We start from the raw sequence: 17,812 nt of genomic DNA, 5'->3' as shown, positions 1-17,812 counted from the left end.
AGGTCGGCACCCACCAGAGCGGGGCATGTGCCAACCAAGGTTGGCACCCACCAGAGCCGCGGCATGTGCCGACCCAGGTTGGCCGCTACCGGGAAATGAAACGGGCGCCTTGTGGCGCCCGTTCCGGTCACATCACCACACCTTGACCCGCTTGTCCGGGGCCAGGTACAGCTTCTGGCCTTCCTTCACTTCAAACGCCGGGTACCAGGCGTCGATGTTGCGCACGGTGAGAGCGCGGAACTGGCCCGGTGCATGCACATCGGTCAGCAGCGAGTTGCGCAGCGCCTGTTCGCGGCTCTTGCTGCGCCACGCCTGGGCGAAGCCGAGGAAGAAGCGCTGGTCCGGGGTAAAGCCTTCCAGGGTCTGGCCCGGCTTGCCCTGCAGCGACAGCTGGTAGGCATCGTAGGCGGTGCCCAGGCCGGCCACGTCGGCGATGTTCTCGCCCAGGGTCAGCTTGCCGTTCACATGCACGCCCGGGAACGGCTCGTAGCTGCTGAACTGCGCGGCCAGCGCATCACCGGCGGCGTTGAACTGCTTCAGGTCCTCGGCGGTCCACCAGTTGTGCAGCTTGCCGGTTTCGTCGAACAGCGCGCCGGCGTTGTCGAAGCCGTGGCTGATCTCGTGGCCGATCACTGCGCCGATCGCACCGTAGTTCACCGCGTCGTCGGCGGCACCGTCGAAGAACGGCGGCTGCAGGATCGCGGCCGGGAACACCAGGCGGTTCTCCAGCGGCACGTTCATCGCGTTGATGGTCTGCGGCAGCATCGCCCACTCGCTGTGGTCGACTGCCTTGCCCAGCTTGGCGATGTTGCGCTGGTACTCGAACAGTTCGGCGCGCTGCGCATTGCCCAGCGCGTCATCACGGCGGATCTCCAGGCCAGTGTAATCACGCCACTTTTCCGGATAGCCCATGCCCACGCTCAGGCCGGCCACCTTGGCCTTGGCGCTGGCCTTGGTCTGCGGCGACATCCACGCGAGCGCATCGATGCGCTTGGCGAAGGCGGCGATGATGTTCTTCGCCATCTCGTCCGCGCGTTCCTTGGTCCTGGCGTCGAAGTGCTTCTCGACGTAACGCTTGCCGATCGCTTCGCCGACGGCATGGTTGGCGTCGTCCACCGCACGCTTCCAGCGGTCGCTCTGCTGCGGCGTGCCGCTCAGCGCGGTGCCGTGGAAGGCGAAGCGGGCATCGGCGAACTTCTTCGGCAGGTAGGCAGCGGCGCGGTCCAGCGCGTGGAAGGCCAGGTAGTCCTTCCAGGCATCCAGCGGCTCGGTGGCGACCAGCTTGGACAGGCCGGCCACGGCCTTGGGCTGCCAGACGATGAAGTCCTGCTGCTTGCCCAGTGCGGCCGCGTCGAGGAAGGTGCTCCAGTCCATGCCCGGCGCCTTCGCATTGAAGTCGGCCTGGGTCCACGGATTGGCACCCTTGGTCACGTCATTGGTTTCTTCCTGGGTGGCGTGCGCCTGCGCGATCTTCGTTTCCAGCGCGAGAATGCGCTGTGCCTTGCCCGCCGGATCGGCGACGCCGGCCAGCTGCAGCATCTGTGCGATGTAGGCCTGGTACTGCTTGCGCAGCTCGGCCATGCGGCCACCGCCCAGGTAGAAGTCGCGGTCGGGCATGCCCAGGCCGCCCTGCACCAGGTACGGCGCGTTGCGGTCTGGCTGCAGCAGGTCCACCGACACCCACAGGCCGAACAGGCGGTCGGTGTAGAAGTTGGTCGCATTGAGCAGGTCGACGTCGGCACGCACGTCGCCGCCCAGGGCACGGGCCAGGCCGGCCTTGTCGGCGATCGCGTCGATCGCCTTCAGCTGCGGCTGTACCGGCGCAATGCCGTGCTGCTCGATGCCGGCCTCGTCCATGTAAGCAGCGTAGTAGTCGCCGATCAGCTTGTCGTCACCGCTGGCCTGGGTGTTGCCGGCGGCGCCCTCAAGAATGGCGCGGGTGTCGGCCAGGGTCTTCTCGGCAATGACGTTGAAGCTGCCGAAGCGCGAGCGGTCGGCCGGGATCTCGGTGTTCTTCACCCAGGTGCCGTTGGCGAAGCCGAAGAAGTCATCACCGGCGGCAATGCTGCGGTCCATGCCGCTGGCATCGAAGCCGAAGCTGCCCAGCATCGGCTTGGCCGCAGCGGGCGCAGCTTCGGCGGGCTTGGCGTTGCCAGCGGCCGGATCGGCCGGGCGGTCGCAGGCGGCCAGGGTCAGGCTGGCAACAATGGCCAGTGCCAGGGTGGGACGGCGCAGCTTGGACATGGACTTCTCTTGCAGCGGAAAACCCCAAGTCTAATCCGCTCCGCCCCCGGCTGGCCCTCCCGTTGTGGCACCTGCCCTGTGCGGGATCTGGCTGAACGCGCGGAAGCGATCTTCACGCCGTCACCGGGGTGGTGCATGCTGGGCCCGGGAACCCTGCGCGGGCACGGGGAGGTGGCCATGCGGGGTGGGGTCAGGCGTCAAGAATGGCGTCCGCCGGCCGTTGAGGTCGGGGACGTGGAGGATTCGTTCGCGCATGAAGCCAGCCGACTGCACAAGGAAGACCAACCGATGCCCGCGCTGAAACGGGCGTTGGCCCGGCCGCTGCGCGCCATTACCTGGGGCGGGGTGTTGCTGGGCATTCTGTTGGTGGCCGGGTTGGCCACCATGCTGGCCAACGACCATCACCGCCGGCTGGAGGCCGCACAGCGCCAGAGCCGTGCGCTGGCGGTGGGCAGCGAGCGCCTGCTGGCGCTGGAGCTGCGCAACCTGGAGCGGGCGATGTCCGGCATCGCCGCCGATGCCGTTGAAGTGTTCCGCAGTGTGCCCGCGCAGGCGCCGGCGCTGCTGGATGCCTCCATCGGCGGCGTGCTGCGCCGGCATGCCGAGCTGCACAGCATCGTGGTGCTGGACAGCTATGGCCGCGCCCTCACGGCCGGCAACGGGGACCTGAACCTGCCGCTATGGACCGATCCGCAGCGCCGCGGCCTGGGCAGTTCGCTGTACATCGGACCGCCGCAGCGGGCCAGCGACGGTGGCTGGGTGGTGCCGCTGGCGCTGCCGATGGCCAGCGAACGCTGGCTGCTGGCACGGCTGCGCTGTGGCGAACTGCAGCGCATCGTCGGCGGCCTCGATGTCGGCCCGAACGGACTGGTCTCGATCAGCGATGCCGAGGGCTACATGCTGGCCCGCGTACCCGATCCGCATGGCACGGTGGGCCGTCGCTACGATCTCCCGCGCCGCGACCTGCTCGGCAAGCAGGCGGTGGTCGAACTGGGCAGCATGCCGGGCGTCGTCGACGGCGTGCCGCGCATCATCACCATCAGCACGCTGGAACGCAGCCCGCTGGCGGTGCAGGTCGGCCTGGCCGACGAGGACGTGCTGGCGCCCTGGTGGCCCTACCTGCAGGCGTCGGTGGCGATCGTACTGGCCTACATCGCGGTGTTGCTGGTGCTGCTGTATGCCGTGCGCCGCAGCACCCGCAGCCAGCAGGCAATGGCCGAGGAGCTGAAGACGGGCCACGCCGAGCTGCGTCTGGCCCATCAGGTCGGGCGCGTCTGCACCTGGTACGTGGACGAGGACGCTGCGCTGCTGCGCTGGTCGCCGCTGGCGCGCGAGATCTTCGGCGTGCAGACCGACGCGCTGCCGGTGGCCGATTTCTTCGCGCGCGTGCATCGTGATGACGCGGCGCGCCTGCAGCAGGCCTTCGACCAGGCCTTCGCCGGTGGCGCGGTGCTCGACCAGGTGTTCCGCCTGGTACTGCCCGGGGGCGCAGTGCGCTGGGTGGGCGCACGTGGGCAGCGGGTGGAGGTGGCCGACAGCGAGCGGCGCATGATCGGCGCGCTGACCGACCTCAGCGAGCGCTACCAGGCCCGCGAGCAGATGAGCGAGGTGGAACGCCGCTTCCGCCTGTTGTTCGACCGCAATCCGGCGCCGTTCTGGGTGTTCGATCCGGACACGCTGCGCTTCATCGAGGTCAACGATGCCGCCGTGCGCCAGTACGGCTACAGTCGCGAGGAGTTCCTGGCGATGAGCATCCTCGACATCCGCCCGCGCGAAGGCTGGGACGAAGTGCGTGGTGCCATCCAGCGCGCACAGGTGGGCGATCCTCCGGACGCGACCGTGCGCCTGCACCGGCGCAAGGATGGCAGCGTGTTCGAAGTGCGCGCGCACCTGTCCAAGCTCGATTTCGATGGCCAGCCGGCCTGCCTGGTGCTGGCCGAGGATGTGAGCGAACGGCTGGCCTACGAGCGCGACCTGGCCTACCAGGCGCGGCACAACCCGGCCACCGGCCTGCTCAACGTGCGTGCGTTGACCGAACAGCTGGATGAGCAGGAACAGGGTTACACCATCGCCTTCGTGCAGCTGCGCGGCCTGCAGCTGGTGGCCGATACGCTGGGCCGCGAGATCGGCGATGCGGTGCTGCAGTCGATGGCGACCCGGCTCGGCGGCCTGGGCGCGCGCTGTGGCACGCTGGCCTTCCAGCCAGCCGAGGACTTCGTGCTGGCCATCGGTGCCGAGCACGATACCCAGCGCGTGCTGGACGACCTGCTGCAGATCGTGTCGGCGCCGATGCGCGGCAAGGATTCGCTGCACCAGTTCGAGCCGCGTATCGGCGTGGCCGTGCACACCGCCGGTGACGGCCACAGCGCCGAGCAGGTGATCGGCATGGCCGCGCAGGCCGCGCACGCGGCACGCGCCGAGGGCAACGTGGTGGTCTGGTTCGATGCGGCGGTGACCACACGGCTGGCCGACCGGCTGCGCCTGGCCGGGCGCATCCATGCCGCCATCGACAACGAATTCCAGCTCTATTTCCAGCCGATCCGGCATGCCAGCGATGGCACCCCGGCCGCCTTGGAGGCGCTGCTGCGCTGGCCGCAGGCCGACGGCAGCTTCATCCCGCCCAACGAGTTCATCCAGCTGTGCGAGGAGACCGGGCTGATCCTCGCGCTGGGCCGCTGGGTGATCCGCGCGGCGGCGAAAGCGCAGCGCCGGCTGGTCGAGGCCGGTTGGGGCGAGCTGCCGATCGCGGTCAATGTATCGGCGGTGCAGTTCTTCAACAGCGACCTGGTGGCCGAATTCACCCGTGCCCAGCAGGACTTCGGCCTGGCCCGCGGTGCCCTGCACGTGGAGCTGACCGAGAGCAGCCTGATGCGCAAGCCGGCGCAGGCGATGCAGACCATGCAGCGCCTGCACGAGCAGGGCATCAGTGTGTCGCTGGATGATTTCGGCACCGGCTATTCCAGCATGTCCTACCTGCAGCACCTGCCGCTGGACATCCTGAAGATCGACCGCAGCTTCGTCGCCGACGTGGAAACCAATCCGCGCAATGCCTCGATCTGCCGCGCGCTGTTGTCGCTGGGCCACAGCATGGGCCTGACCATCATCGCCGAGGGTGTGGAAACGCCGGGGCAGCTGGACTGGCTGGCCGCGCACGGCTGCGACCAGGTGCAGGGTTACCTGCTGGGGCGGCCGGCACCGCTGGAACGGATCATCGATGCGCTGGACGAAGTCGCTGCCTGAGCGGATCTCGGATTTGCCGGTCGCTGGCCGGCAAACACCAGACTCGTCTACACCCCGCTTTCCACCAGATGATCGATGAAACTGCGCACCTTCGGTGCCAGGTGGCTGCGGCTGGTGTAGACCGCGAAGATGCCGATCGGCGAGGCTTCCCACTCCGGCAGGATGCGCACCAGGCGACCATTGGCCAGCGCGTCTTCCAGCAGGAAATCCGGCTGCAGGATCACGCCCATGCCAGCAATCGCGGCTTCGCGCAGCACGTCGCCGTTGTTGGCGTGCAGCAGGCTGTTCACCGCCACCTTCACCTCACCGCCGGGCCCCTGCAGCGGCCAGTTGTTGCCGGCGGCCCAGTAGCTGTAGCCCAGGCACGCGTGTGCCTGCAGGTCCTGCGGGGTCTGCGGGGTGCCGCGTGCGGCCAGGTAGGCCGGCGCGGCGCACAGGCTCACCCGCGATTCGCCCAGGCGGCGTGCGATCAGCGTGGGGCTGGGCTCGCGGGTGATGCGGATGGCCACGTCGTAGCCTTCCTCGACCATGTCCACCAGGCGATCGGACAGGGCCAGGTCCAGTTCCACCTGCGGGAAGCGTTCGCGGTAGCTGGCCAGCAGCGGGCCGAGTCGGGCGATGCCCCAGCTGACCGGTGCGTTGATGCGCAGCGTGCCCGAGGGCTCCAGCGCCTGCGCACCGATGCTGGCCTCCAGCGCGTCGAACTCGGCCAACAGGCGCACACATTGGGCGTAGTAGGCGGCGCCGGCACTGGTCGGGCTGACCCGGCGCGTGGTGCGGTGGAGCAGGCGGGTGGACAGGCGCTTTTCCAGCGCGGCGACCTGGCGGGTGACGCCGGCGGTGGACATGTCCAGAGCCTGGGCGGCGGCGCTGAAGCCATTGCGCTCGACCACCGCCACGAACACGCGCATCGCCTCGAGGGCATCCATTGTTGCGCCTTTTGAAATAAATACGGTCAATCGATCGTATTTATCAGTCCGTGAAGGCGCAATAACCTGTGCCCACTCCCTTCAAGGTGCTTTGCCATGCACACCACGACCGCTCCTGTTTCGCCGCTGGCGCCGTATGGCGCCACCCTGCTGCGCCTGGCCCTGGGCGTGCTGTTCCTGGCCCATGCGCTGACCAAGCTGCTGGTATTCACCCCGGCCGGCACGGCGGCGTACTTCGAGTCGCTGGGCCTGCCCGGCGTGCTCGGCTACCTCACCATCGGCGTCGAGCTGGTGATCACTGTCGCGCTGTTGCTGGGCGTCTATGCGCGCTGGGTGGGCCTGGTCGGCGTACCGCTGCTGCTGGGCACCATCGTCACCGTGCACGGCGCCAACGGTTTCGGTTTCGCCAATGCCGGCGGCGGCTGGGAATACCCGGCGTTCTGGGCGCTGGCGCTGGTGGTGCTGTTCCTGGTCGGCGATGGCAAGTGGACCCTGCGTTCGCGCTGATCGCCGCCTGATCCTGCAACTGGAGCATTCCATGTCCCGCCTGCCTTCGTTGTACATCTCCCATGGTTCGCCGATGACTGCCCTGCATCCGGGCCAGGTCGGTGTGCGCCTGGCCGAGCTGGCGCGCGACCTGCCGACGCCGCGTGCCATCGTGATGGCCTCGGCGCACTGGCTGGGCCGGCAGCCGCTGGTCGGCGCGCATCCGCAGCCGCCCACCATCCACGACTTCGGTGGCTTCCCGCGCGCGCTGTTCGAACTGCAGTACCCGGCGCCGGGTGATCCGGCGCTGGCCGAAGAGGTGGCCGGCCGCATCGCCGCTGCCGGCCTGCCGGTGGCACTCGACCCGCAGCGTGGCCTGGACCACGGTGCGTGGGTGCCGCTGCGGCTGCTGCGCCCGCAGGCCGACATCCCGGTGGTACCGCTGTCAATCCAGCCGCTGCTGGGTCCCGAGCACCAGTTCGCGCTGGGCCGCGCGCTGGCGCCGCTGCGCGAGCAGGGCGTGCTGCTGGTCGGCTCGGGCAGCATCACCCACAACCTGCACGACTGGGGCGACTACCAGGACGGCAAGGAAGCGCCGTACGTGCGCCCCTTCATCGAGTGGGTGGAGCAGCGCCTGGCCGCTGATGACCGCCAGGCGCTGTTCGACTATCGCCGGCAGGCGCCGTTCGCCGAGCGCGCGCACCCGACCGACGAGCACCTGCTGCCGCTGTTCTTTGCGATGGGCGCGGCCGGCGAGGGTGGTTTCGGCGCACGCCGCATCGACGCCGGCATCGACGCCGGTTTCCTGGCCATGGACCTGTACCGCTTCGATGGGGCGGCATGAGCCGGGGCTGACGCGCGGCGGCCCCGGCCATCGCGGTCGTGGCCGCATGTGGTAGTTTTTTCCGGGTTTCCGGCGCTGGCCTTCGAGCCTCCCCGCGCGCCGCTTCCTGGAAGAAGCATGCATACCATTGAAGTCGTCCTGGCGATGCTGGTGGCCGTTGTCGCCAGCGGCTACCTGGTTCGCGTCCTCCCGTTCTCGTTGCCGCTGCCGCTGGTGCAGATCGGCCTGGGCGCGGTGATCGCCGGGGTGTTCAACCGCGGCCACGCGCTGGAGCCGGAAGTGTTCTTCCTGCTGTTCCTGCCGCCGCTGCTGTTCCTGGATGGCTGGCGCATTCCCAAGCAGGGCCTGTTCCGCGACAAGGGCGCGATCCTCGAGCTGGCGTTCGGCCTGGTGGTGTTCACCGTCATCGGCGCCGGCTTCCTGATCCACTGGCTGATTCCGGTGATGCCGCTGGCGGTGTGCTTCGCGCTGGCGGCGATCGTGTCGCCGACCGATCCTGTGGCAGTGGGTGCGATCGCCTCCAAGGCGCCGATTCCCAAGCGCCTGATGCACATCCTGGAAGGCGAGTCGCTGCTCAACGATGCATCGGGCCTGGTCTGCTTCCGGTTCGCGGTGGCTGCGGTGATGACCGGCACGTTCTCGCTGGCCACGGCCTCGCTGACCTTCGTGTGGGTGGCCGTGGCCGGCCTTGCGGTGGGCGTGGCGGTCACCCTTGGTGTGTCGACCTTCCAGCGCTGGCTGTGGCGCCGCTTCGGCGAAGAGCCGGGCGCGGCGATGCTGGTCAACCTGCTCATTCCGTTCGCGGCCTACCTGCTGGCCGAAGAGATCCACGCCTCCGGCATCCTCGCCGCGGTCGCCGCAGGTATCGCGATGAGCTATGTCGAGCTGACCGGCCGCGTCTCCGGCAGCATGCGCGTGCAGCGTGCCGGGGTCTGGAACATGCTGCAGTTCAGCTTCAACGGCATCATGTTCGTGCTGCTGGGCGAGCAGCTGCCAGGCATCGTCGAACGCGCCACCACCACCATGAACGAGACCGGCCACCAGAGTGCGTGGTGGCTGCTGGTGTATGTGGTGGTGATCAATCTGGCGCTGGTCGTGCTGCGCCTGTTGTGGGTGTGGCTGTCGCTGCGCTGGAACCTGCTGCGCGCGCGCCGTCGCGGCCTGGAGCGGGGCGAGGCACCGAACTGGCGCATCGTGGTGGCGACCTCGGTGGCCGGTGTGCGCGGTGCGATCACCCTGGCCGGCGTGTTGACCCTGCCGCTGTTCCTGCCTGATGGCAGTGCGTTCCCGGCACGTGACCTGGTGATCTTCCTGGCTGCGTCGGTGATCCTGTTCTCGCTGCTGGGCGCCAGCATCGCGCTGCCGCAGCTGCTGAAGGGCCTGCAGCTGCCGGCCGACTCGGGCGAGCGCAAGGAAGAAGACCTGGCGCGCCGGCTGTCGTCGAAGGCGGCGCTGGCCGGGGTCGAGCGCATGCGCCAGCAGATGGTGATGAACCAGAACACCGAGAACGTGCAGCTGTACAACGACGCCGCCTCGCGGGTCAGCCTGCTGTACCAGCGCCACCTGGAGAAGGACAGCGACGGGCCCGACGTGGACCCGGAGAAGGTGCGACGCATGGAAATGGGCTACCGCCAGCTGCGCAGCGCCGGCCTCAATGCCGAGCGCGAGGAGCTGTTCCGGTTGACCCGGCGCGGGGTGATCTCCGATGAGATCTCGCGGCGCCTGATCCGCAACCTGGACCTGCTGGAATCGCGCAAGCGCGAATGATGCCTGGGACCGGGCGTTGCTGACGCTGACGCGGATTCCGCCCTGGCATGTAGAGCCGAGCCCATGCTCGGCTACGCTTGCTTCAGGCGTCATGAACCCGGAACGAAAAGCAGCCGAGCACAGGCTCGGCTCTACATGCCGGTGCCGGTTATTCCGGTTTCTGGTCCAGGAAATACGCCTCGACCTTGCCCTTGACCTTGATGGTCATCGGGTTGCCGCGGCGGTCGCGGGCCTTGCCGGCCTGCACGCGGATCCAGCCTTCGCTGACCGAGTATTCCTCGACGTTGTCGCGCTCGACGTCGTTGAAACGCACGCCGACGCCGCGCTCCAGCGCCTGCGCATCATGGAAGGGGCTGGCCGGGTTGATCGCCAGGTGGTCGGGAGGGGTATCGCTCATCGCTTCATTCACAGTGACGGCCACCAAGGCCGGCTTCAGCGGCACAGGATAAACCGTAGAATGCCGGCCTGCCCCAGAGGAAGTTCCGCCATGCCCGACAACAGCGACTATTTCGACTTCGAGGAAGACATCCACGACTTCGACGAAGACGGCTTCGAGGCCCGGGTCTGGAACCTGCTGGTGCTGATCAACCCGGGCGACGAAGAGCTTGCCCTGCAGCAGTTCAACCGCTGGCGCGAGCACCTGGCCGAGGACGGGCAGCCGCTGGAGGCAGACAGTGACTGGCTGCCGGCCCTGTTCACGGCCATCGCCTGGCAGTCCGGTTTCGAGGTGGAACGTGATGATCTGGATTCGCTGCAGTCGGCGGTGAACGAGCTGTCTGCGCGCTTCAACCTGCAGCTGGACTGGGGTGGCGACCTGGACGACGAGGATTTCGCCGAAGACCTGGACGGCGTGCAGCTGATGTCCACCGCCTTCGACCGCCTGCGCGAGCACAACTACACGCTGTGGAGCGTGGATGCCGGCAGCGACGGCTTCACCGGTGTGATGGCGCTGACCCGCGACGACGACGCGATGCTGGCGCTGTGCTCGCTGCTGAACGTGGAAATCCGCCTGGGCAGCGACCCGTTCTGAACGGGCCGGCAGCGCTGCGCATGTAGAGCCGAGCCCGCGCTCGGCTGCAGTCCGCGTAGAGCAGCCGAGCATGGGCTCGGCTCTACAGGAGGCAAACGGCAGCGCGCCTACGGCCGGTACTGCGCCCTGGCGTTGGCAATCACCGCTTTGACCAGGTCACGGTCGGCGTGCCGGGAAATCGCCCGCGCACCGAGCGCGATGGCCTGCGCGCGCAGCTCGGCGGTGACGTCGTAGTGGGCACCGCTGGCCTTGTTCTGGAAGGCCAGCGGTGGAATGCCGAGCTGCGCCGCCATCGCGTGCAGCTCGGCCAGGGTGTCGGCCATCAGGTGCGCCCAGCGCTGTCCGCGCCAGGGATGCACCGCGTCATCGACGTAGACCGTCACCGCCGCGGCCGGTTCAGGCCTGCGGCTTGCTGTCGCTGTCAGCGGCCGGGGTGGCCTCGGCAGCAGCTTCAACCACTTCGCCTTCGGCGGCCTCAGCGGCTTCTTCGCCTTCTTCGGCTTCCACGGTCTCGAACTCGGCGACCAGCTTGTCCAGGTACTCGTCAGCGGTCTGCTCGGATTCGGCTGCCAGGGTGTCCAGCAGCTTCTGCAGCAGCTCGGAGTACTCCAGGTTGACCTTGCGGCCTTCCTTTTCCTGCACGTTGGACAGGTGCTTGAGCATGGCCAGCATCGGCACCGGGTTTTCGGCGTTGCCCATGGTCTGGCCGCCGATGGCCAGCAGCCACTCACGGCCCTGCAGGCCGATGGCGGCGACCACCTGGCCGTCTTCGTTGGTCAGCACGGCATGGTTCTGCACCTGCTGCTGGGCGTTCAGGCGCAGGAACGGACGCTTGGCCTGCTGCTTCTTGCGCTTGTCGCGCTTGGCCTTGGAGTTCTGGGACATGGGGTGGGGTCACCTGGAAACGGAAAGACCGCCATTGTAGCGGCCGCACGCAGGTGGGGTCAGATCCCTTTCCAGGGGAAAGGGATCTGACCCCGGTTCAGTGCGCCTCACCCTGCGCGGCCTGCACGTCCGGGTCGGCGGTCGGCGCCGACAGCCCCACCTGTGGCCCGGCACCGGCCAGGGCGGCCGCTTCGGCGGCCTGGGTCATCACCACGATGCTGATGCGGCGGTTGATCGGGTTCTGCGGGTCGACCTTGTCGAACAGCACTGACGAAGACAGGCCGACCACGCGGGTGATCTTGCTGTCGTCCAGGCCACCATCGATCAGCGCGCGGCGTGCGGCATTTGCACGGTCGGCGCTCAGTTCCCAGTTGCCATAGCCGCGAGCGGCGGAATAGGCGGTGATGTCGGTGTGACCGGTCAGGCTGATCCGGTTCGGCACATGGTTCAGGTACTCGGCCAGCTCGTGCAGGATCTGCTGCGTGTACGGCTTCAGCGTGGCGCTGCCAAGGTCGAACATCGGCCGGTTCTGCTTGTCCACGATCTGGATGCGCAGGCCCTCCGGGGTCAGGTCCAGCAGCAGCTGGTCCTTGAACGGTTCCAGCGCCTGGCTCCTGCTGATCGCTTCCTGCAGCTCCTTCATCAGCTGTTCCAGCTGCTGCTTGTCGCGCTGCTGCTGGTCCACCGGCTGCGGTACTGCTTCCTTCTGGTTCTGGAAGGGATCGTTGCTGTTGCCACGCGAAACGTCGGTGGCACCGCCCAGCTTGATCATCGAGGTGCTGGCGCCGCCCGGGCCGGCCATGCCGGGTGCCGGCGTGGCGTTCTGCCCGCTCAGCGGGCTGGGGTTGCGGAAGTACTCGGAAATGGCGGCACGGTCGTTCTTGTTGGTGGTGGCCATCAGCCACAGCACCAGGAAGAACGCCATCATCGCAGTCACGAAGTCGGCATAGGCCACCTTCCACGAACCGCCATGATGGGCGGCGTGGCCGGCCTTCTTGACCCGGCGGACGATGACGGTGGGCTTGGTCTCGGCCATGGCTTACTTGACCGTCTTCAGGTGCTGCTCGAAATCGGAGAAGGCCGGGCGCACGTTCGACGGCAGCGTCTTGCGGGCGAATTCCAGCGCGATCTTCGGGTTGTAGCCGCGCAGGCAGGCCAGCAGGGCGGTCTTCACCGATTCGTAGATGCGGCTGTCCTGCTCGGCGCGGGCCTCCATCGCCGCTGCCATCGGGCCGACGAAGCCATAGCCCAGCAGGATGCCGAGGAAGGTGCCGACCAGCGCGCCGGCCACGTGGCCACCGACCTCGACGATGTCGCCACCGATCGAGCCCATGGTGATGACGATGCCCAGCACCGCCGCCACGATGCCGAAACCGGGCAATCCGTCGGCGACCTTGGTCAGCACCTGCGACGGCGCCATGGCCTCGGCGTGGTGCTTTTCCAGCTCCAGTTCCAGCAGCGGCTCCAGCTCGTGCGGCTCGATGTTGCTGCCGATCATCAGGCGCAGGCAGTCGGTGATGAAGTCGATCAGGTGGTGGTCGGCCTGCACCTTGGGGTAGTTGCCGAACAGCGCGCTCTCGGCCGGCCGCTCGACATGGTCTTCCAGCGCCATGAAGCCTTCGCGGCGGGCCTTGTTGAGCAGTTCATAGAGCAGGCTGAGGACATCGATGTAGTCCTGCTGCTTGTAGCGCGGGCCCTTGAACACGCCGACCATGGCCTGCAGGGTCTGCTTGACCGTCTTGGCCGGGGTACCGACCAGGAAGGCGCCGAGCGCGGCGCCGCCGATGATGACCAGCTCGTAGGGCTGCCAGAGGGCACCCAGGCGGCCGTGGGCACCGAGATAGCCCCCGATCACGCTGATGATGACGACCAGGAATCCAACGATGATGAGCATGGGGCGACGCAAGGAGAGGGGATATCTCCTTGTCGGCCCGTCGCCCGGTTTTCTGAAGAGGGAATTCTGTGAAACCGGTCAGCGGAATGTTTCAGCCCGCCACGCCGCTTTCCGCGCCGCCACGCTGCAACGGGTCGGGCCAGGGCTCGCCATTGCCGGTGAACGAAAGTGAGACGGAGTTCAGGCAGTGGCGCTCGTAGGTGGGCGGCGGACCGTCCGGGAACACGTGGCCCAGATGGCTGCCGCAGCGCGCGCAGGTGATCTCGGTGCGCACCATGCCGTGGCTGGTATCGCGGATCTCGCGCACGTGCGCCGGGTCGAACGGGGCAAAGAAGCTGGGCCAGCCGGTGCCGGAATCGAACTTGGTGCTGGAGCGGAACAGCGGCAGTGCGCACAGACGGCAGCAGTAGACGCCCTCGCGCTTGTTGTCGAGGAATACGCCGCAGAACGGCGCCTCGGTGCCGTGCTGCAGCAGCACGCGGCGTTCCTCGCCGCTGAGACCGGCGACCAGCGCCTCGGTCTGGGTGGCGGTGGGGGGCGTCAGGTCGAAGGCGGTCATGGCGGCGCTCCGTGGGGTCGATGGCCTGGGGATGCCGGAAAACGTGGGGGTGCCGGCGCGCGCTTGCAAGTGTGATGGCCGTTCATGGGCGGCACACAGGTGCAGGCGCAAGGTGAATGCGATCCACGCCGGAGCGTGACATGAAACCGAGCCTTCCCCTGCTGTTGATGGGCCTGCTGCCCCTGGTTGCGCAGGCCCAGGTACCGACGTCGTCGAGCCCGACCGCCACCCGCAGTGCCACCACCGTGGCACCGCAACCGGTGGCACCTCCGCCACAGGCTGCCCGCCCGCAGCCGCAGGTGCTGCCGTCGCCGCAGCCGGCACAGCCGATCAAGTCCACCGGCCCCGCCCGGATCGCGCCGGCGCCGGTACCGAAGCCGGCCGACAAGGTCTATGACCGCAATGGCCGCATCGTGCCTGGCGTGCGCCCGGCCGGCCCGAACCGCGTGTTCGACTCGCGTACAGGCCGTTATTACGACAGCGTGCCTGCCGGTGATGGCCAGCAGATCAAGCGCTGACCTATGGGCCAAGCAAGGTTGGCAGCTCCTGCGCGTCGTGCGGGCTGAACGCACGAAAACAGCCTCTTGGCGATCACTGCTTTTTCGCCTGCGGTTAACCGTTCCGGGACCACCGTGGCCCTGCGCTGGCATTCCGCCGCCGCATGTCCTTCGTCCACTGGATCGCGATCATGAAAAACCAGCAGAACCGTCATCCCGGCAAGGAACCGCAGGGCCGCAACCCGCAGCAGCAACAGCAGCAACAACAGCAGCAGATGGAGCCGCAGCCGCACAAGGGCGGCAAGCAGCAGGAACAGCGCTCGCAGAAGCATCCGCAGCAGCGCTGAGGGACTCCGGGGGTCGGATCCCGCACCGCGGGCTCTGACCCCATCCTGCGAGCGCCTCAATCCGGAATCGGCAGGCTCAGCGTTTCCTTCACTTCTTCCATCACGATGTAGCTCTTCGACTCACGTACATGCGGCAGCGTCAGCAACGTGCTGCCGAGCAGCTTGCGGTAGGAGGCCATTTCGCTGATCCGCGCCTTCAGCAGGTAATCGAAGTCGCCCGATACCAGGTGGCACTCCAGCACGTTGGGCAGCTTCAGCGCCGCGCGCCGGAACTCCTCGAAGATGTCGCCGGACTTGTAGGCCAGGCTGATCTCCACGAACACCAGCAGGCTGGCCTTCACCGCGGCCGGGTCGAGGTGGGCGTGGTAGCCGGTGATCACCCCTTCGCGCTCCAATCGACGCACGCGCTCAGTGCATGGCGTGGTCGACAGGCCGACCCGCTCGCCCAGTTCGGTGAAGGAGATGCGGCCCTCGGCCTGCAGGATGCGCAGGATCTTGCGGTCGATCTTGTCCAGTTCGCGGGTACGGGTGGCCATGGCCGTCAACCTTGGGGAATGAATTGCAGGAGAACATCCTGCCGGTTGATTTCAAAACAGGCAAATCAACTGGTAATGGCTGTCTATACTTCCCCAATTATGGTCCCGGCACGCTCCAGTGCAGGGAATGATCGGGTTGGAGAAGTCCCATGCGAGTCCTAGTTCTCGGCAGCGGCGTGATCGGCACCACCAGTGCCTGGTACCTGCGACAGGCCGGGTTTGAAGTCACGGTCATCGACCGTCAGCCCGGCCCGGCGCTGGAAACCAGCTTCGCCAATGCCGGCCAGCTGTCGTTCGGCTACACCTCGCCGTGGGCGGCCCCGGGCGTGCCGAAGAAGGCCATCGGCTGGCTGTTCGAGAAGCACGCGCCGCTGGCGATCAAGCCGGGCATGGACCTGGCCCAGTACCGTTGGCTGTGGCAGATGCTGCGCAACTGCACCCATGAGCGCTACGCGATCAACAAGGCGCGCATGGTGCGCATGTCCGAGTACAGCCGCGACTGCCTGAACGAGCTGCGTGCGCAGATCGGCATCGAATTCGAAGGCCGCGACCTGGGCACCACCCAGCTGTTCCGTACCCAGCAGCAGCTGGATGCCTCGGCGCAGGACATCGAGATCCTGGCCCAGTACGGCGTGCCGTACGAGGTACTGGACCGCGCCGGCATCATCCAGGCCGAACCGGCCCTGGCCCACGTCGATGGCCTGGTCGGCGCGCTGCGCCTGCCGCGTGACCAGACCGGCGACTGCCAGCTGTTCACCCGCCGCCTGGCGCAGATGTGCGTGGATGCCGGTGTCGAGTTCCGCTTCGACCAGGACATCACCGGCCTGGAGTTCAATGGCGACCGCATCACCGGCGTGCGCATCGACGGCAAGCTGGAAACCGCCGACCGCTTCGTGGTCGCGCTCGGCAGCTATTCGCCGGCGCTGGTCGCATCGCTGGGCATGCGCCTGCCGGTGTACCCGCTGAAGGGCTACTCACTGACCCTGCCGATCACCGACCCGGCGATGGCGCCGACCTCGACCATTCTCGACGAGAGCTACAAGGTGGCGGTGACCCGCTTCGACGACCGTATCCGCGTCGGTGGCATGGCCGAAGTGGCCGGCTTCGACCTGTCGCTGTCGCAGCGCCGCCGCGAAACCCTGGAGCTGGTGGTCAGCGATCTCTACCCGAAGGGCGGCGACCTGTCGCGTGCGCAGTTCTGGACCGGCCTGCGCCCGGCCACGCCGGACGGTACGCCGGTGATCGGCGCCACGCCGTTCCGCAACCTGTACCTCAACACCGGCCACGGCACGCTGGGCTGGACCATGGCCTGCGGCTCGGGTCGCTACCTGGCCGACCTGATGAGCGCGCGCCAGCCGCAGATCAGCACCGAAGGCCTGGATATTTTCCGCTACGGCCAGTACGGTCACGCGCCGCAACAAGAGAACCGCACATGCGTCCTGCCCGCGCGCTGATCGATCTGGGCGCCCTGCGCAGCAACTACCGGCTCGCCCGTGAACTGGGCGGTGGCAAGGCCCTGGCGATCATCAAGGCCGATGCCTATGGGCATGGCGCGGTGCGCTGTGCGCAGGCGCTGGAAGGTGAGGCTGATGGTTTCGGCGTGGCTACCATCGAAGAGGCACTGGAGCTGCGCCAGGCCGGCATCCGTGCGCCGATCCTGCTGCTGGAAGGCATCTTCGAGCCCAGCGACATGGCGCTGGTGGCCGAGCATGACTTCTGGTTCGCCGTCGGTTCGCCGTGGCAACTGGAGGCCGTTGCTGCCTACGACAGCCCGCGCCCGTTGACGGTGTGGCTGAAGCTGGACAGTGGCATGCATCGCCTTGGCCTGGACGTGGACAGCTTCCGTGCCGCGCATGCACGCCTGTCGGCGCTGCCGCAGGTCGAGCGCATCGTGCTGATGACCCACCTGGCGCGCGCCGATGAGCTGGACAGCGAACGCACCCACGAACAGGCCGCGACCTTCGCGCGGGCCATCGACGGCCTGGACGGCGAGACCAGCGTGTGCAACTCGCCGGCGCTGCTGGGCTGGCCGGATGTACGCAGCGACTGGGTGCGCCCGGGCCTGATGCTGTATGGCGCCAATCCGCTGCCGGACAACACGGCACTGACCGAGCGCCTGCGCCCGGTGATGACGATGCAGTCGAAGGTGATCGCCGAGCGCTGGATCGAGGCGGGTGAGCCGGTGGGTTATGGCGCACGCTTCGTGGCCAAGGCACGCACCCGCGTGGGTGTGGTCGCGCTCGGCTATGCCGACGGTTATCCGCAGTTCGCCCCGAATGGCACCCCGGTGCTGATCGACGGCCAGCCCGGTGCGCTGATCGGGCGCGTGTCGATGGACATGCTGACGGTGGACCTGACCGCACATGCGCAGGCCGGCATCGGCAGCGTGGTGGAACTGTGGGGCAGCGCACCGACGCTGTCCGAACTGGCGCCGCGTTGCGGCGTGAGCGCGTACCAGCTGCCGTGCGCGGTCAAGCGCGTGGCCAAGGTGTACGTGTAGAGCCGAGCCCACGCTCGGCTTCGGTAGCGGCCGACCTTGGTCGGCGCCGTCTAA

The 17,812-nt window shown here is 67.8% G+C and carries 18 protein-coding genes; 9 read left to right on the top strand and 9 right to left on the bottom strand.

Annotated features, from left to right (window positions below; translation table 11 throughout):
* Nucleotides 1-132: 132 nt before the first annotated feature.
* Nucleotides 133-2,244, bottom strand: a complete 2,112-nt coding sequence (locus tag RI032_RS06710) for a M13 family metallopeptidase (RefSeq protein WP_322548025.1) — start codon at nucleotides 2,242-2,244, stop codon at nucleotides 133-135.
* A gap of 177 nt (nucleotides 2,245-2,421) precedes the next feature.
* Here RI032_RS06710 and RI032_RS06705 point away from each other — a divergent pair, with 177 nt between their 5' ends.
* A complete protein-coding gene (locus RI032_RS06705) occupies nucleotides 2,422-5,484 on the top strand; it encodes a bifunctional diguanylate cyclase/phosphodiesterase (protein WP_322548024.1) in 3,063 nt (1,020 codons plus the stop codon).
* A gap of 47 nt (nucleotides 5,485-5,531) precedes the next feature.
* Here RI032_RS06705 and RI032_RS06700 read toward each other — a convergent pair whose 3' ends face one another.
* On the bottom strand, nucleotides 5,532-6,413 hold the full coding sequence (locus tag RI032_RS06700; protein WP_322548023.1) for a LysR family transcriptional regulator: 882 nt from the start codon (nucleotides 6,411-6,413) through the stop codon (nucleotides 5,532-5,534).
* Between the two features lie 96 nt (nucleotides 6,414-6,509).
* Here RI032_RS06700 and RI032_RS06695 point away from each other — a divergent pair, with 96 nt between their 5' ends.
* The 3 genes from RI032_RS06695 to RI032_RS06685 all read left to right on the top strand — a co-directional run bounded on the left by RI032_RS06695 (nucleotide 6,510) and on the right by RI032_RS06685 (nucleotide 9,510).
* On the top strand, nucleotides 6,510-6,920 hold the full coding sequence (locus tag RI032_RS06695) for a DoxX family protein (RefSeq protein ID WP_010484130.1): 411 nt from the start codon (nucleotides 6,510-6,512) through the stop codon (nucleotides 6,918-6,920).
* A gap of 31 nt (nucleotides 6,921-6,951) precedes the next feature.
* Nucleotides 6,952-7,743, top strand: a complete 792-nt coding sequence (locus RI032_RS06690) for a dioxygenase (protein WP_197654603.1) — start codon at nucleotides 6,952-6,954, stop codon at nucleotides 7,741-7,743.
* A 117-nt stretch (nucleotides 7,744-7,860) separates the two neighbouring features.
* Nucleotides 7,861-9,510, top strand: a complete 1,650-nt coding sequence (locus RI032_RS06685; protein WP_197579334.1) for a Na+/H+ antiporter — start codon at nucleotides 7,861-7,863, stop codon at nucleotides 9,508-9,510.
* 148 nt (nucleotides 9,511-9,658) lie between these two features.
* Here RI032_RS06685 and RI032_RS06680 read toward each other — a convergent pair whose 3' ends face one another.
* Nucleotides 9,659-9,907 (bottom strand): DUF3297 family protein, encoded by a 249-nt coding sequence (locus tag RI032_RS06680; RefSeq protein ID WP_032128750.1) that lies wholly within the window; start codon nucleotides 9,905-9,907, stop codon nucleotides 9,659-9,661.
* Nucleotides 9,908-9,997: 90 nt separating this feature from the next.
* On the opposite strand from RI032_RS06680, the gene RI032_RS06675 reads away from it, so the two are divergent.
* A complete protein-coding gene (locus RI032_RS06675) occupies nucleotides 9,998-10,540 on the top strand; it encodes a DUF6630 family protein (RefSeq protein ID WP_010484126.1) in 543 nt (180 codons plus the stop codon).
* Nucleotides 10,541-10,647: 107 nt separating this feature from the next.
* Here RI032_RS06675 and RI032_RS06670 read toward each other — a convergent pair whose 3' ends face one another.
* The 5 genes from RI032_RS06670 to msrB form a co-directional block, all read right to left on the bottom strand.
* Nucleotides 10,648-10,923, bottom strand: coding sequence for a DUF4031 domain-containing protein (locus RI032_RS06670; RefSeq protein WP_322548022.1), 276 nt, complete (start codon nucleotides 10,921-10,923; stop codon nucleotides 10,648-10,650).
* Between the two features lie 13 nt (nucleotides 10,924-10,936).
* Complete coding sequence (locus RI032_RS06665; RefSeq protein WP_010484124.1) at nucleotides 10,937-11,425, bottom strand: hypothetical protein; 489 nt, start codon at nucleotides 11,423-11,425, stop codon at nucleotides 10,937-10,939.
* Between the two features lie 97 nt (nucleotides 11,426-11,522).
* A complete protein-coding gene (gene motB, locus RI032_RS06660; RefSeq protein ID WP_010484123.1) occupies nucleotides 11,523-12,461 on the bottom strand; it encodes a flagellar motor protein MotB in 939 nt (312 codons plus the stop codon).
* 3 nt (nucleotides 12,462-12,464) lie between these two features.
* A complete protein-coding gene (gene motA, locus RI032_RS06655; protein WP_005407915.1) occupies nucleotides 12,465-13,319 on the bottom strand; it encodes a flagellar motor stator protein MotA in 855 nt (284 codons plus the stop codon).
* 91 nt (nucleotides 13,320-13,410) lie between these two features.
* Nucleotides 13,411-13,878 carry a peptide-methionine (R)-S-oxide reductase MsrB gene (gene msrB, locus RI032_RS06650; RefSeq protein ID WP_010484122.1) on the bottom strand — a complete coding sequence of 156 codons (468 nt, stop codon included), beginning with the start codon at nucleotides 13,876-13,878 and terminating at the stop codon, nucleotides 13,411-13,413.
* Between the two features lie 140 nt (nucleotides 13,879-14,018).
* Between msrB and RI032_RS06645 the strand changes: the two genes are divergently transcribed.
* Entirely contained in the window at nucleotides 14,019-14,396 is a 378-nt protein-coding gene (locus RI032_RS06645) for a hypothetical protein (RefSeq protein ID WP_019337991.1), read from the top strand.
* 143 nt (nucleotides 14,397-14,539) lie between these two features.
* Nucleotides 14,540-14,722 (top strand): hypothetical protein, encoded by a 183-nt coding sequence (locus RI032_RS06640; protein WP_010484120.1) that lies wholly within the window; start codon nucleotides 14,540-14,542, stop codon nucleotides 14,720-14,722.
* A 56-nt stretch (nucleotides 14,723-14,778) separates the two neighbouring features.
* Here RI032_RS06640 and RI032_RS06635 read toward each other — a convergent pair whose 3' ends face one another.
* Nucleotides 14,779-15,258: a winged helix-turn-helix transcriptional regulator gene (locus tag RI032_RS06635; RefSeq protein WP_005407919.1), complete on the bottom strand. Its 480-nt coding sequence runs from the start codon at nucleotides 15,256-15,258 to the stop codon at nucleotides 14,779-14,781.
* Between the two features lie 149 nt (nucleotides 15,259-15,407).
* Here RI032_RS06635 and RI032_RS06630 point away from each other — a divergent pair, with 149 nt between their 5' ends.
* Together RI032_RS06630 and alr are read left to right on the top strand one after the other, a co-directional pair.
* Nucleotides 15,408-16,712 (top strand): D-amino acid dehydrogenase, encoded by a 1,305-nt coding sequence (locus tag RI032_RS06630; RefSeq protein WP_057503516.1) that lies wholly within the window; start codon nucleotides 15,408-15,410, stop codon nucleotides 16,710-16,712.
* Nucleotides 16,691-17,758 carry an alanine racemase gene (gene alr / locus RI032_RS06625; protein WP_010484118.1) on the top strand — a complete coding sequence of 356 codons (1,068 nt, stop codon included), beginning with the start codon at nucleotides 16,691-16,693 and terminating at the stop codon, nucleotides 17,756-17,758. The genes RI032_RS06630 and alr overlap by 22 nt, the downstream gene beginning before the upstream one ends.
* Nucleotides 17,759-17,812 lie beyond the last annotated feature (54 nt).

This window comes from Stenotrophomonas geniculata, from assembly GCF_034508895.1.
GTDB classification, from domain to species: domain Bacteria; phylum Pseudomonadota; class Gammaproteobacteria; order Xanthomonadales; family Xanthomonadaceae; genus Stenotrophomonas; species Stenotrophomonas geniculata.
This window is presented reverse-complemented; position numbering and strand designations above follow the sequence as displayed.

Coding starts and splice junctions, on each gene's coding strand:
- RI032_RS06710 (WP_322548025.1), bottom strand. CDS start 2,244: ATGTCCAAGCTGCGCCGTCCCACCCTGGCACTGGCCATTGTTGCCAGC.
- RI032_RS06705 (WP_322548024.1), top strand. CDS start 2,422: ATGCGGGGTGGGGTCAGGCGTCAAGAATGGCGTCCGCCGGCCGTTGAG.
- RI032_RS06700 (WP_322548023.1), bottom strand. CDS start 6,413: ATGGATGCCCTCGAGGCGATGCGCGTGTTCGTGGCGGTGGTCGAGCGC.
- RI032_RS06695 (WP_010484130.1), top strand. CDS start 6,510: ATGCACACCACGACCGCTCCTGTTTCGCCGCTGGCGCCGTATGGCGCC.
- RI032_RS06690 (WP_197654603.1), top strand. CDS start 6,952: ATGTCCCGCCTGCCTTCGTTGTACATCTCCCATGGTTCGCCGATGACT.
- RI032_RS06685 (WP_197579334.1), top strand. CDS start 7,861: ATGCATACCATTGAAGTCGTCCTGGCGATGCTGGTGGCCGTTGTCGCC.
- RI032_RS06680 (WP_032128750.1), bottom strand. CDS start 9,907: ATGAGCGATACCCCTCCCGACCACCTGGCGATCAACCCGGCCAGCCCC.
- RI032_RS06675 (WP_010484126.1), top strand. CDS start 9,998: ATGCCCGACAACAGCGACTATTTCGACTTCGAGGAAGACATCCACGAC.
- RI032_RS06665 (WP_010484124.1), bottom strand. CDS start 11,425: ATGTCCCAGAACTCCAAGGCCAAGCGCGACAAGCGCAAGAAGCAGCAG.
- motB (WP_010484123.1), bottom strand. CDS start 12,461: ATGGCCGAGACCAAGCCCACCGTCATCGTCCGCCGGGTCAAGAAGGCC.
- motA (WP_005407915.1), bottom strand. CDS start 13,319: ATGCTCATCATCGTTGGATTCCTGGTCGTCATCATCAGCGTGATCGGG.
- msrB (WP_010484122.1), bottom strand. CDS start 13,878: ATGACCGCCTTCGACCTGACGCCCCCCACCGCCACCCAGACCGAGGCG.
- RI032_RS06645 (WP_019337991.1), top strand. CDS start 14,019: ATGAAACCGAGCCTTCCCCTGCTGTTGATGGGCCTGCTGCCCCTGGTT.
- RI032_RS06640 (WP_010484120.1), top strand. CDS start 14,540: ATGTCCTTCGTCCACTGGATCGCGATCATGAAAAACCAGCAGAACCGT.
- RI032_RS06635 (WP_005407919.1), bottom strand. CDS start 15,258: ATGGCCACCCGTACCCGCGAACTGGACAAGATCGACCGCAAGATCCTG.
- RI032_RS06630 (WP_057503516.1), top strand. CDS start 15,408: ATGCGAGTCCTAGTTCTCGGCAGCGGCGTGATCGGCACCACCAGTGCC.
- alr (WP_010484118.1), top strand. CDS start 16,691: ATGCGTCCTGCCCGCGCGCTGATCGATCTGGGCGCCCTGCGCAGCAAC.